The following is a 14,083-nucleotide window of genomic DNA, read 5'->3' on the forward strand; positions in this document are numbered from 1 at the left end:
TTAAATTTATTTTTTATTTGATAAAAATTCATCAATTGAAACTTTACATATATTAACCATATCATCTATTTCTTCTTTTGTTATTATAAATGGAGGTAAGAAATAAATTGTATCCCCTAACGGTCTTAAAATAGCTCCATGCTTTAAAGCTGTTTTATATATTCCATATCCAACTCTTTCTTTTGATGAAAATCTTTCTTTAGTATTTTTATCTTTTACTATTTCTAAAACTCCAATAAGACCTATTCTTCTTATTTCACCGATATTTTCATTTCCCTCAAAAGCTTTTTTCATTTGAGCTTCTAAATAATCTCCCTTTTCATTTATCTTAGCTAACATGTTGTCTTCTTCATATATTTTTAAAACTTCTAAGGCTATTCTACAACCCAATGGATTTCCTGAGAAACTATGAGAATGTAAAAATGATTTTCCTTCTGAATAATCAGCATAAAAAGAATCATATATCTCTTCCTTCATACAAACTATTGACATAGGATAATATCCTGCTGTTAGTGCCTTTCCTACTGTCATAATATCTGGAGATATTCCTGCCCATTCACTAGCGAACATTTTACCTGTTCTTCCAAATCCCATAGCTATTTCATCAACTATCATTACTATATTTAATTCTTTTGTTATTTCTCTTAATTCTTTAAGATATTTAGGAGAATATATTTTCATTCCTCCTGCCCCTTGGACAATTGGCTCTACTATTACTCCTGCTATTTCTTCGTGATTTTCTCTTAAAACTTTTTCCATATGACAAAAACATTCCGCCTCACAAGTTTTATATTTTTTATTATATTTACAATTAAAACATTCTGGTCCTTCTACTTTTATAGCTTCTTTTATTAAAGGTCTATAAGTTCTAGTAAAGAAATCTATATCCCCAACAGCTAAAGCTCCAATTGTTTCTCCATGATATGAGTTTCTAATAGTTACAAATTTTCTTTTCTTTTCATATCCTCTTTGTTTTTGAGATTGGTAAGCTAATTTTAAAGCTATCTCAACTCCAGATGATCCATTATCTGCAAAGAATAATTTTGACAATCCTTCTGGTAAAATTTCAACTAATTTTTCTGAAAGTTCTATTGCTGGTCTATGAGAAAAATTAGAAAAAATAACATGCTCTAAAGTATTAGCTTGATCTATTAAAACTTTATTTATTCTATCATTACAATGTCCTAAAGGATTTAACCACCAGCTAGCAATACAATCCATATATTTTTTCCCATCTTCGTCATACACATACATTCCTTTTGCTTTTTCTATAACAATAGGAGGAAAATCTTCATAATCCTTCATTTGTGAACACGGATGAAATATATGTTTTAAATCCCTTTTTTGTAATACAGTTAAATTTTTATTTATTTCCATTTTTTTCCTCCCTAAATAATTTCATTAAATCTTTTTCATCTAAATTTTGTTGATTTTCTTTCACTATAACATAATTCTTTATTCCACTATCTTCTAATACTACTTTAATGTTATCATCCTCATACTTTTCTCCAGTATATCCATTAAAAACTATTCCTTGAATATCTATTCCTTTTAATTTTAAAAATTCTACTGTTAACATAGTATGATTTATTCCACCAACCTTAGTATTGGAAACTAAAATCACTGGAAATTTAAGCTCTTCCATTATATCAAACATATAAAGTTTATTTCTTATTACAGGAACATAGGCCCCCCCTGCTCCTTCAACTAAAAGAGTTGAATATTTTTTCTTTTTCATATTTATTTTTTCATAGACTTCTTCTATATTTATCTCTTTATTTTCCATTTCAGCTGCAAGATGTGGTGATACTTCTGGCATTAAGGTACACGTACACATTTCTTTATCATACTTTATTCCACTAAAATCACATACAAATTTAACATCTGGTGCTATAATTCTATCAGCTTTATAAAAGCAACCACTTTGAATAGGTTTATAATAACCTGTATTATATTTTTCTCTTAATGCTTTATAAAGTAAAGCACTTACATAAGTTTTACCTACATCTGTTCCTATTCCTGTAACAAAATATCCTGATTTTAATCCTTTTTCCAAAAAATCACTTCCTTTAAACTTTTATCAAACACAATCATTATATATTTAAATTGGTTAATATTACAATGAAAAATATCTTAAAGGTTAACATTTAAAAGTATAAAAAAAGACCCTTTTAAAAAGGGTCTTTAAATTTTTATTTATATTTTTTCTAGAATTGATAGTTCCAACCAATTAAGAACTCTCCATAATAATCATCATCTGATTCTTCATACTTATTAAAATCATATTCATAATAAGATGTTAAAGATAAATTATCATTTACTTGATAGTCTGCTGATAGAACTACAATATGCGCATTATTTTCATCATCCCAATCTTTATTATCTAAATCTTTATCTTCATAGAATTGATATCTATATTCTAAATTTAAAGCTAATTTATCATTAGAATATACTGGAGCATATAATCTCACTTGATGTTTTGACCAAGATTCTTCTTCGCCTAAAGAAGTAGATCCTACTGTATCTCTTCCTTCTAAATAATATCCTATTGCAAAATTATTATATGAGTATTTTACAGGAATAGCTTCTAAATAGAAATTATCTGCTGATTCTTCATCTGCTTGATATGCAAAATCTGCCCAACCTGAAAAATCTCCATAATGATATTTTCCTCTTAAATAATATCTATCTGAATCAGAATCCTCTGAATTAGTTTCCTGTCTCCATCTAAAACCTAATGAATAATTGTCATAATTTCTCCATACATCTAAATCTATTCTGCTAGAAGTATCTCCAAAACCGTCACTGGTATCTGTATCCCATCCTTTTCTTGCCATTAATCCAAATGTCCAGTCATCTCCATAAGATAAACCTACTTTTTGAGCAAACATCATATGTCCTATATCTCCATTTGAAGATCCTGAATCATTATCAACTTCTATGTATTGTCCTATTGAATCCACTTTAAGCATTGGTGCTGCTGCAACTTCTGCTACTGGCATAACTTCCTTAGCATAAGCTGAAGATACTATTGATAGTGCTCCTAAAAATACAACTAACTTTTTCATAATTTTTCCCCCTTGACTCATTATTTACAAAGAAATAAAATATACATTCTTTATATTAAGTTTATTTTAAACCTCCGACTTACTCAGAAGTCAACTTTTTTATAGGAATTTTTATTATTCTTATTTGTACACTATCTTCTGAAACTCTAACAACTTCATTAACACACTCTACAAAAATATTACCTTTTATTTCATAGCCATGATTTTTTATCCATAACAATAATTTACTTAAAAGATTCTTTTCCACTGAATCTGACTCTAAATAATATACTAAATATTCTCCTTTTTCTAAAACCACTTTACTTTTAAGAGATTTTTTATTTTTCAAAACTAAAAACTTTTGAGATCTATAGTTTAAATCTAAATAATCATCCTTATCAATAGAATAACCCATAACATATTTACCAAGTGTAAATGGTTCATTTAAAATTTTTTCTATTTTTTTCATAAGCTCTACTTGCTTTAAATTTCTAGCTTCCAGCTCTTCCTTTAAACTAATATCTATATCAATAGATATTCCTCTTTTTTCTTCTTCCTTTATTATATGAGGAATCCCTAACTTATTTTTAGATTCTAAAACAAATTTTAAACGCTTTTTTTTATTTCTTAAACATTTTATTTTATCTAATAAACTTCTTATTTCAGTTTTTATTTCTTTTATTTTTTCATCTATAGTATCTAAATCACTTTCTTTTATTTTAAAATTATCTTTTCTTTTCTCAATTCTATTTTTCATATCTAAAATTTCTTTTATAGAAAAATTCATTTCTCTTAAAAACAATGCTCTTTTAAAGCTTCTTATATGTTCAAAAGTATAATACCTATAATTATTTTCTTTCCTCCTAGCTTTAACTATACCCTCTTTATCATAATATAAGACTGTATTCTTATTTATCTTTAAAATATTAGCTATTTCACTTACAGTGAAAGTCTCTTTTATTTTTTTTATCATAATTTCCCTCTTCTTTTTTATAAAATTTAAAAATCTCTGAAGGTTGAGAATTCCTTAGAGATTTTTAATATATAATATGAACTAACACTTTTATTATCTTTAGTATAAACTCCTGAGTGACCCATAGGTCAACTTTTTTCAAATAAAAATCATCTTTTAAAACAAATATCTTATTTTAAAAGATGATTAACTTAAAATTTATATTATATCTTCTCGATTTATTTCTTTTATTTCTCCTAATTTTAAATTTTCTAAAGTTAATTTACTCATTTTTATTCTTTTTAAATAATTAACTTTATTATCAATAGCTTTAATCATTTTTTTAACTTGATGAAATCTACCCTCTGTAATAGTTAGGTTTATAGATTTTGAAGTTATTTTTTCTACTTTGGCAGATTTACAAATATGATCATCAATTCTTATATTATTTTCTAGTTTTTTTATATCTTCTTGCCTAATTTCTCTATCTAACTCCACATAATATATTTTTTCACAGTCACTTTCTGGAGATAATACTAATCTTGTTAAATCTCCATCATTGGTAAATATTAATAACCCTTCAGTATCTTTATCAAGACGTCCTATAGGAAATAATCCTTTAGTATCTAAGTTTTTAGGCAATAAATCTTTCACTGTTTTTTTACCATTACTGTCTTTCATGGCCGTAATATATCCAGAAACTTTATTTAACATATAATATTTTAACTTTTTTTTATTTAATTTTTCATCATTAAAAGTAACTATATCAATTTCTTCTTTTATATGTATTCTTTCATCTAAGATTAATTCATTATTTACTTTTATCTTTCCATTATGCACATAATCTTTAATTTCTCTTCTTGTTCCTATGCCGCACTCCACTAAATATTTTTCTAATCTTTTAGTATCTTTTATTTCTTTCAAATTTAATACCTTTCCTTTATTGCTCTTTCCAATGCTCTTTTTTGATCTTTTTTAGCTAAACTTTCTCTCTTATCATAATTTTTCTTACCCCTTGCAAGAGCTATATCTAGCTTGACCAATCCTTTAGATAAATGAACATTCAAAGCAACTATAGTATAACCCTTTTGAGTTACTTTTTCATTAAATTTTCTTATTTCTTTTTTATGAAGCAATAATTTTCTTACCCTTCTTTCTTCAGGATTATAAATACTTCCAAATTCCCAAGGAACAACAGACATTCCCATAATAAACATTTCTCCGTTTATAATTCTAACAAAAGATTCTTTTATACTTAATTTTCCAGCCTTTATAGATTTCACTTCGCTTCCAATAAGCTCTATGCCCACTTCTAATCTATCTTCTATGAAATAATCAAAAAAAGCCTTCTTATTATTTGCTAATATCATACTTTCCTCCTTCGACATATGGAGATACCTCTATTTCTAAATTTACCATATCTACTCTTGCTACTATTACCTCTATTTTATCTCCTAAATTATACATATTTCCATTATCCCTATCTAACATATGATAATCTTTTTCATTAAATTCATAATAATGAGATGAATTTGTTACATCCCACAAACATTCTACTAATTCTTCCGTTTCTATAAATACTTTTCTATTGCTAAATCCTACTATAGTACCTTTAAAAACATCCCCTATTTTATCAAGCATAAATTCTACAATTTTGATTTTTGTGCTTTCTTCTTCAGCTTTCATGGCACTTCTCTCTGATTTAGAAATAGATGTACAAATATTAGGAAGTTCACCCTCCATCTTATCTATATATTTTTTACTTGGATAACCCTCTAAACTTTTTTCTAATATTCTATGAATCATTAAGTCCGCATATCTTCTTATTGGAGATGTAAAATGAGTGTAATAACTTGAGGCTAATCCAAAATGCCCTATATTATCCTCTGTATATCTAGCTTGTTTTAAAGATCTTAAAATCATCTTATGAACAATCATACTTATTCCTTTTTCTTGAGAATCTTCTATAATAGACTGAAATTTTTTAGGATGTATCCCTTCTGAATTTAGCCAAATTTTATAACCAAATTTTCCTAAAACTTCATTTAAATTTTCAATTCTTTCTGAATCAGGTTTTTCATGAATTCTATAAATACTAGGTACTTCTAGCCAAAATAATTTTTCAGCAACAGATTCATTAGCTGTAATCATAAAATCTTCTATAACTCTTTCAGCTTCTCCTCTATCTTTTCTTTCTAAATAATCAACTTTTCCTTTATTATCTAACACAACCTTGATTTCTGGTAAATCAAAATCGATACTTCCTCTCTTATGCTTTGTCCCTCTGATTATTCTAGATAATTCCAACATATTAAAAAGCATATCCTTTATATCTTTATACTTTTCTGTTTCTTCTATTTCCCCTGCAAATATTTTATTAACACCTGAATAAGTCATTCTATAAGAAGAATCCATCACTGCTTTATATGTTTTAACATCCTTAACTTTTCCACTAGAATCTATTCTCATATCACATGTAAAAACTAATTTATCTTCATTAGGATTTAAAGAACATATTCCATTTGAAAGTTCCCTAGGCAGCATAGGTAAAACTCTATCCACTAAATATACTGAATTTCCTCTTTTAAAAGCTTCCTTATCCATAGCAGAATTTTCTTTTACATAATAGCTTACATCTGCTATACTAACAATCAATCTATAATCACCATTATCATATTTTTCAACATAAACTGCATCATCTAAATCCTTAGCATCTGACCCATCTATTGTAATTAAAGATAAATCTCTAATATCAACTCTACCCTCTAAATCTTTTTTTGAAATCTTGTCAGCTACTTTTCTAGCCTCGTTTAAAACTTCTCTTGGAAATTTCTCTTCTAATCCTTCTCTTTTTAAAAGTCCTTCAATCATTGCGTTGCTGTCTAAAGGATCTCCTAATTCTTCAATTATTTTTCCTTCTGGTTTTCTTTTAGCATCTCCAAAGAAATCCACCTTAACAAGTACTAATTGCCCATCCTTTGCTTTTTTTAAAAATCTTTTTGGAATATAAATATCCTTTCCAAAAGAATGAGTTGGAGTAACAAAACCAAAAGTTTTCTGTTTAGTTAAAATCCCAATAACTGTATCATTAGCTCTTTTTAAAACTTTATATATCTCTCCCTCTTTTTTACCTTTTTCTCTTTTAGATTCAGCTATCATCACAAGAACAGTATCACCATCTAATGCTCCATTAAATTTTGATCCTGGAATAAATATCCCTTCTGTCTTTGTATCTACAAACCCAAATCTATTTTTTACAATAGATAATTCTCCTTTTATCATTCCTATATTTTCAGGAATGTTATATTTACCTCTTTTATTTCTTGTTAATTCTCCTAATTCTACCCAAGAATCTAGGATATCTCTATTCTTTTTTTTCATTTTAGAAGACCAATTTAGAATTTTATAAATTTCATCAATTCCAACTGATTTCTTATTATTTTCTAAATATTCTCTTATTTTCTTCAAAGCCACTGCTACGTCCATATTATCTCCCTTTTTCTAAAAACCTTAACATCTTTAAGGTGTTTTGATGAATCTTGCCATCTTTTCCCTTCAAAAACTCTATTTTTCTCTTAACTTCCTCTATTATTCCTTTATCTATATTTTCCATTGCTTCTTCTCTAATTTTATCTACTCCAGGGTAATCTCTCCCCTCTTCTATAGCGTCTGAAATATAAATTATTTTATCAAGTAACGACATTTTTTCTCTTCCTATAGTATGATATTTAATAGCTTCTTTTATTTCTTTGTCTTCTATATTAAATTCTTCTCCTATAATTTCTCCTGCTGCAAACCCATGTAATATCTCTGTTAATTCTTCATATCCTTCAACTTCTTTTATTCCTTTACAAATATTTTGCAAGTTTTCTATTTTTTCTTCTTTCATATAATCATGTAAAAGAGCTGCTATCCTAACTTTTTTTTCATCATAATTATTTTTATGAGCCAAAATTACTGCCATTTTTTCAACACCTAAAGTGTGTCTGTATCTTCTATCAGATAGTTTCTTTTTTACTCTTTTTCTGATGTCCTCTATCTCCATTTTTTCTCCTTAAATAAATAAGGGTGTATATACACCCCTATTATACACTAAATATTTCTTTTAAAAGTATAATCTTTCATTAAATTTGAATATTTAACTTTCTCTTGATCTACATTATCTATTAAAAACCTAACTTTTTCTATTCCTTCTATATTTGTTAATGAATTAACAAATGAATATATTATTAACAATTCTTCCCTTGGAGAATTAACTTCATCAAATAATTTTTCCGGAATATCTAAATATAATTTATTTTCTATTAAAAAATATCCAATTTCTTTTTGTAAATTAACCTGTGGTATTTTCTCTAATAATTTAAGCTTTAAAACAATTTCCTTTATCGTTTCTCCCATAATTTCACTTGAATCTAATTGTCCTTTAATAATTATTTCTTCATTTAACAAGTTATTATTTTCAGGAAAATAGATATAAAGCTTATTTTCTCTTTCTTTTTCTATTTCATTATTTCTTATTAGTATCTTCTTAGGAGTATAATCTCTATTAAAATAAAAATATCCTGTGATTAACGTTATAAAAAAAATAACTCCTAAAAATTTATTTAGGTTATCCATTTTTAATAATTTTTCTGTTTTTATTTCTTTTTCTTCATTTATATTCTGTGATTTTTTTTCCACTATTTTCTCCTAATAAAAATATTTTCTAACATGTTTTGCTATTTCTTTAGCTATTATTTTCCTATTTGTCCTATTTTTTAATTTTCTGCTATCTGACTTATTTCTTATGAATCCTGTTTCTATTAATATTCCCGGACAATTAACTCCTCTAAGTACTGCGAAGTTAGCTCCATGAATTTTTCTATTTTTCATTTTCATTCTTTTAGATAAATCATTATTTAATTTTTCAGCTAATTTCATAGATTCTGCTTTATTATTATTATAAGAAATATCTGTCACTATTTGTACTATTTTTTTTGTATCTTCTCCATATTTTTCTGCAAAACTATTTTCAAATTTAGCTATTTTTCTTGCATATGAAGATGATTTTTTTGAAAAATAAAATATTTCCATACCATTCATCTTCGTAGAAGTTGATGAATTAATATGTAAACTTATAAACAAATTAGCTTGAAGACCATTAGCTATTTTACTTCTATTTTGTAAAGTTATAAATTCATCTGTATCTCTTGTCATCACAACATTAAAATCCTTATTTAACTCTTTTCTTAAATATTTTCCTATTGAAAGAACTAAATCCTTTTCTCTTAATCCATTACCTACAGCCCCAGGATCTTTTCCTCCGTGTCCTGGATCTATAACAACTGTATATTGCTTATTCCTTTTACTTTTAGATAAATCTACTACTACTCTGTAAGGATTTTTTCTAGTACTCACCCGATAGAATATATTTTTTTTTAAATTTACAAAAAATCCTGTAGAATTATTATAATTAACTTGTTTTATGCTTTCTATATACTTAGATAACGGATTGTTTAAACTAAAATTATTGTAATTATTATTCTTTATTTCTAAAAATAATAGTCGATTATATTCATCATAATCACTATGATAATTAGGTGAATCTTTATCCATATCAAAGACAATTTGAGAAGGATATTTATTAAATCTTATATTTTTTATGCTTGTTGAAAAACTAAATGTAAAAGTTATAAAAAATATTATAAGGCTTAGAAATTTTTTTTTCATATTTTATCTTATCCTTTTATTTATAAAATAATCTGTAAAAAAAAACGACAATTATTACTAATTGCCGTTTCGCATTATAATCAATTAGTCTAGTACAACTGCAACAGCTGACTTTCTAATAGTCATATGTGTACCTTTATCTATTTTTACAACAACAAAAGATTCATCTACTCTTGTGATAGTCCCTTTTATTCCTCCAATAGTTACAATTTCATCTCCGTCTTTTAACGCATCCATCATAGCTTTTTGTTTCTTTTGTTTCTTCTTATTTGGCATAACCATAAAGAAATATATAATTGCTATCCATATTGCAATCATTATTACAGTTCCGTATTTTGCAAAAATTTGATTCATTAATAGTCCCTCCTAATTTTAGTCTCACACTCTAAGTATAGCACACAGATATCCTTTTTTCAATTATTCTTTAGTTCATGAATAAATCTTTCAATTTATTTAAAAATCCCTTATTCATTTTATAATTTTTATCTTTTAAACTATCATCAAATTCTTTTAGTAATTTTTCTTGTTCTGCATTTAAATTAGTTGGAACCTCTATTATTATTTTAACTAAAAGATCTCCAGGAGAATAAGCTCTAGGATTATTAATTCCTTGACCCCTTAATCTTAACACTTTTCCATTTTGAGTTCCTTTTGCTATTTTTATAGTTTTCTTTCCATCTAATGTAGGAATTGCTATTTCTCCACCTAATGTTGCCTTTGTAAACGTAATTGGAACCTGGCAAATAATATCTTCTTCATCTCTTATAAAGAATTTATGTTCTTTAACATGGAAGAATATATATAAATCTCCATTTTCTCCACCTTCTGAACTAGCATCTCCCATTCCTGACATTCTTAATCTTTGACCATCATGAATTCCCACAGGAATTTTTATTTTTTTCTTAATTTGCTCTCTTTCAACTCCTGTTCCTCTACATTTAGAACATTTAGTCTCAGGTATTTTCCCTTTTCCATGACATTCATCACACTCAACAACATTCTTAAAGTTTCCTAACATTGTTCTTTGAATTTGTTCTATTCTACCTGCACCATGACATTTTGGACATGTCTTAGTTTTTGTCCCTGGTTCTGCTCCACTTCCATTACATTTAGAACAATTTCCCATTCTTGTATATTTTATTTCTTTTTCTCCACCTTTAGCTACTTCTTCTAGAGTCACTGTGACATCTACTCTTAAATCATCTCCTGGTTCTGGACCTCTAGATCTTGAACTACCTCCAAAACCTCCTCCAAAAAATGAAGAGAATATATCTTCTGCGCCACCAAATCCGCCAAATCCACCGAATCCGCCAGCTCCTCCTCCACCATTTTCAAAGGCTGCATGACCAAATCTATCATATTTTGATCTTTTATCTGAATCAGATAAAACTTGATATGCTTCATTAATTTCTTTAAATTTATTTTCAGCTTCTTTTTTCTCTTTCTCACTTGCATTACTAAATTTATCTGGATGATATTTCATAGCAAGCTTTCTATATGCTTTTTTTATTTCTGAATCAGAAGCTGTTTTTTCTACTCCTAAAAGATCATAATAATCTTTTTTTTCCATTTTTTTTCCTCCATTAAATTTTAGACTGTTATCATTATATCATATTTCTTTTCTCTATTTGATTCTATTTTTCTTATTCCTATTTTTTCTTTTAATTTTCCTGAAGAATTTATATAATCAGTTATTCCATCCCAGGGCTCAAAACATATAAAATTACCACCTTGAACTCCCCAAAAAGCTAAATATTCAAAATCTTTAAATTGAAATTTTAGAATTTCTTTATTTTTTTTATTTTTCAAATAAATCAATTTAGATTTAATATTCTTAAAAATTAAAGCATCATTTATAAAAATATCTTTCTTTAAGTTTAGTTTTTTTTCTTTAAATATTTCTTTTTCTTTATTTGGAACTATAAACCCCTCTTTTAAAACTTTAGAATTTCCTATTTCATCCTTATCAAACTCAACATAATAATCTTCATACTTATTTTTTGAATCTAAATTAATGTTAAATGCTGGATGAGCTCCAAAGGAAAAATACATTTCCTTTTCATCTAAATTCTTTATTCTATAATTAATTTCTAGACTTCTATTTTTTAAAGTGTATTTTATAAAAAGTTTAAACTTAAAAGGATATATTTCTAAAGTATTTTCTGAATATTTAAAAACAAGTTCTATAAAATCCTTTCCTTTATCAGAAACTTCAAATTCATTATCCCTTGCAAATCCATGACGAGTTTTCATTTCATACTCTTTATTCTCATGTATATATTTCCCATCACGAATAGATCCTACAAAAGGAAATAATACAGGAGATGATTTCCCCCAATATTTAGGATTTTTTTGCCAAATATATTCATTTTCACTAGTTCTATCTTTAATTCCTACTAATTCTGCTCCAAACGATTCTATTTTAATACTTAGTTCTTTATTTTCTAAAATATATTCCATAGCATTCTCCAAAAAACTTATACAATAAATTGGGAATAGAGCTAAAACTCTATCCCCAACAAATATTTTTCAATATCAATTAGTCAACTATTTCAGCATCCTCTACATCATCATCTGCTTTTTTAGCTTCTTGTTGTCCTGGTTGAGCTCCTGCTTGTTGTTTTGCTTGAGCTTCTTTATAGATTTCTTCAGCTATTTTTTGTGATACTTTTGCTAATTTATCCATTGCTTCTTCTATTGCCTTTTTATCTTCTGAATCTTTTACTTTTTTAAGTTCTTCCATCGCTTCTTCTATTGCTTTCTTCTCTTCTTCTGTTGCTTTATCTGGATGTTCTTTTAAAGTTGTTTCAGTAGAAGTAATTAACATATCAGCTTTATTTCTAGTTTCAATTAATTCTCTAAATTTCTTATCTTCTGCTTCATTAGATTCAGCCTCTTTTTTCATTCTATCTATTTCTTCTGATGATAAGTTTGTTGATCCTGAAATTGTAATAGTATTTTCTTTACCAGTTCCTAAATCCTTTGCAGATACATGAACAATTCCGTTAGCATCTATATCAAATGTTACTTCAATTTGAGGTACTCCTCTTGGTGCTGCTGGAATTCCTTCCAAATTAAATTCTCCTAATTTATGGTTATCTGCTGCTTTTGCTCTTTCTCCTTGTAGTACATTTATTGTAACTGCTGGTTGATTGTCTACAGCTGTTGAGAAAACTTGAGATTTTTTAACTGGAATAGTTGTATTTTTCTCAATAATTCTTGTACATACTCCTCCTAAAGTTTCAATTCCTAATGATAATGGAGTTACATCAAGAAGTAATACATCTTTAACATCTCCCATTAATACTCCACCTTGAATAGCTGCTCCTGCTGCTACAACTTCATCTGGATTAATTCCTTTGTTAGGTTTTTTACCAAAATATGATTCTACCCATTCTTGAACTGCGATCATTCTAGTTGATCCTCCAACTAATAATACTTCTTTTATGTCAGAAGGAGAAAGACCAGCATCTGATAAAGCTGTTCTAGTTGGTCCTTGAGTAGCTTCTACTAAATCTTTTGTTAAATCATTAAATTTAGCTCTTGTTAATTTCATTTCTAAATGTTTAGGTCCTGTTGCGTCCATTGTGATAAATGGTAAAGAAATTTGAGCTTCCATCATTGAAGATAATTCTTTTTTTGCTTTTTCTGCAGCATCTTTTAATCTTTGATATGCCATTTTATCATTTAACAAGTCAATTCCTTGCTCTTTTTTAAATTCTTCTGCTAACCAGTTCATTATTCTTTCATCAAAATTATCTCCACCTAAATGATTGTTTCCTGCAGTAGATAAAACTTCTATAACTCCATCAGATATTTCAAGTACTGATACATCGAAAGTTCCTCCACCTAAATCAAATACTAGAACTTTTTCTTCACCTTTTTTATCTAATCCATAAGCAAGTGCTGCTGCTGTTGGTTCATTTATAATTCTTTTAACATCTAAACCTGCAATTGATCCTGCATCTTTAGTTGCTTGTCTTTGAGAATCTGTAAAATAAGCTGGTACTGTTATAACTGCTTCTTTTACTTCTTCACCTAAATAAGCTTCTGCATCTTTTTTTAACTTTCTTAAAGTCATTGCTGAAATTTCTTGAGGAGTATAATCTTTTGAATTTACATTTACTTTATAATCTTCTCCCATATGAGTTTTTATAGAAGCGATTGTTGAAGTAGGATTTGTTATTGCTTGTCTTTTAGCAATTTCTCCTACCACTATTTCTCCATTTTCCTTTATATTTACTACTGACGGTGTTGTTCTAACTCCTTCAGCGTTTGTTATAATACTTGCAGAACCACCCTCCATTATTGCTACACAAGAGTTTGTTGTTCCTAAATCAATTCCAATTATTTTTGACATTTGTTTCCTCCTTGT

General features: G+C 27.2%; 14 protein-coding genes. All 14 read right to left on the reverse strand.

Going from position 1 to position 14,083, the window contains the following annotated elements; translation table 11 throughout:
* Positions 1–6: 6 nt before the first annotated feature.
* The 14 genes from bioA to dnaK all read right to left on the reverse strand — a co-directional run bounded on the left by bioA (position 7) and on the right by dnaK (position 14,068).
* Positions 7–1,371, reverse strand: a complete 1,365-nt coding sequence (bioA, locus tag Q7K47_04010; protein MDP0506376.1) for an adenosylmethionine--8-amino-7-oxononanoate transaminase — start codon at positions 1,369–1,371, stop codon at positions 7–9.
* Entirely contained in the window at positions 1,364–2,056 is a 693-nt protein-coding gene (gene bioD, locus Q7K47_04015) for a dethiobiotin synthase (GenBank protein ID MDP0506377.1), read from the reverse strand. The genes bioA and bioD overlap by 8 nt, the downstream gene beginning before the upstream one ends.
* 151 nt (positions 2,057–2,207) lie before the next feature.
* Positions 2,208–3,068 carry a hypothetical protein gene (locus Q7K47_04020; GenBank protein MDP0506378.1) on the reverse strand — a complete coding sequence of 287 codons (861 nt, stop codon included), beginning with the start codon at positions 3,066–3,068 and terminating at the stop codon, positions 2,208–2,210.
* A gap of 79 nt (positions 3,069–3,147) precedes the next feature.
* Positions 3,148–4,020, reverse strand: coding sequence for a MerR family transcriptional regulator (locus Q7K47_04025; GenBank protein ID MDP0506379.1), 873 nt, complete (start codon positions 4,018–4,020; stop codon positions 3,148–3,150).
* 198 nt (positions 4,021–4,218) lie between these two features.
* Positions 4,219–4,923, reverse strand: coding sequence for a pseudouridine synthase (locus tag Q7K47_04030; protein ID MDP0506380.1), 705 nt, complete (start codon positions 4,921–4,923; stop codon positions 4,219–4,221).
* Positions 4,924–4,925: 2 nt separating this feature from the next.
* Positions 4,926–5,369, reverse strand: a complete 444-nt coding sequence (gene smpB / locus Q7K47_04035) for an SsrA-binding protein SmpB (protein MDP0506381.1) — start codon at positions 5,367–5,369, stop codon at positions 4,926–4,928.
* A complete protein-coding gene (gene rnr / locus Q7K47_04040; protein MDP0506382.1) occupies positions 5,353–7,485 on the reverse strand; it encodes a ribonuclease R in 2,133 nt (710 codons plus the stop codon). Before rnr ends, smpB begins: the two co-directional genes overlap by 17 nt.
* Before the next feature lies 1 nt (position 7,486).
* Positions 7,487–8,044 carry a bis(5'-nucleosyl)-tetraphosphatase (symmetrical) YqeK gene (gene yqeK / locus Q7K47_04045; GenBank protein ID MDP0506383.1) on the reverse strand — a complete coding sequence of 186 codons (558 nt, stop codon included), beginning with the start codon at positions 8,042–8,044 and terminating at the stop codon, positions 7,487–7,489.
* A 47-nt stretch (positions 8,045–8,091) separates the two neighbouring features.
* Complete coding sequence (locus tag Q7K47_04050) at positions 8,092–8,679, reverse strand: GerMN domain-containing protein (protein ID MDP0506384.1); 588 nt, start codon at positions 8,677–8,679, stop codon at positions 8,092–8,094.
* A 9-nt stretch (positions 8,680–8,688) separates the two neighbouring features.
* Positions 8,689–9,708 (reverse strand): N-acetylmuramoyl-L-alanine amidase, encoded by a 1,020-nt coding sequence (locus Q7K47_04055; GenBank protein MDP0506385.1) that lies wholly within the window; start codon positions 9,706–9,708, stop codon positions 8,689–8,691.
* Between the two features lie 84 nt (positions 9,709–9,792).
* Positions 9,793–10,062 carry a preprotein translocase subunit YajC gene (gene yajC, locus Q7K47_04060; protein MDP0506386.1) on the reverse strand — a complete coding sequence of 90 codons (270 nt, stop codon included), beginning with the start codon at positions 10,060–10,062 and terminating at the stop codon, positions 9,793–9,795.
* Positions 10,063–10,132: 70 nt separating this feature from the next.
* A complete protein-coding gene (gene dnaJ / locus Q7K47_04065; GenBank protein MDP0506387.1) occupies positions 10,133–11,278 on the reverse strand; it encodes a molecular chaperone DnaJ in 1,146 nt (381 codons plus the stop codon).
* Positions 11,279–11,298: 20 nt separating this feature from the next.
* Positions 11,299–12,168 carry an aldose 1-epimerase family protein gene (locus Q7K47_04070; GenBank protein ID MDP0506388.1) on the reverse strand — a complete coding sequence of 290 codons (870 nt, stop codon included), beginning with the start codon at positions 12,166–12,168 and terminating at the stop codon, positions 11,299–11,301.
* A 79-nt stretch (positions 12,169–12,247) separates the two neighbouring features.
* Positions 12,248–14,068: a molecular chaperone DnaK gene (gene dnaK / locus Q7K47_04075; protein MDP0506389.1), complete on the reverse strand. Its 1,821-nt coding sequence runs from the start codon at positions 14,066–14,068 to the stop codon at positions 12,248–12,250.
* Positions 14,069–14,083 lie beyond the last annotated feature (15 nt).

This window comes from Fusobacterium sp. JB019 (assembly GCA_030673965.1).
Taxonomy (GTDB): Bacteria; Fusobacteriota; Fusobacteriia; order Fusobacteriales; family Fusobacteriaceae; genus Fusobacterium_B.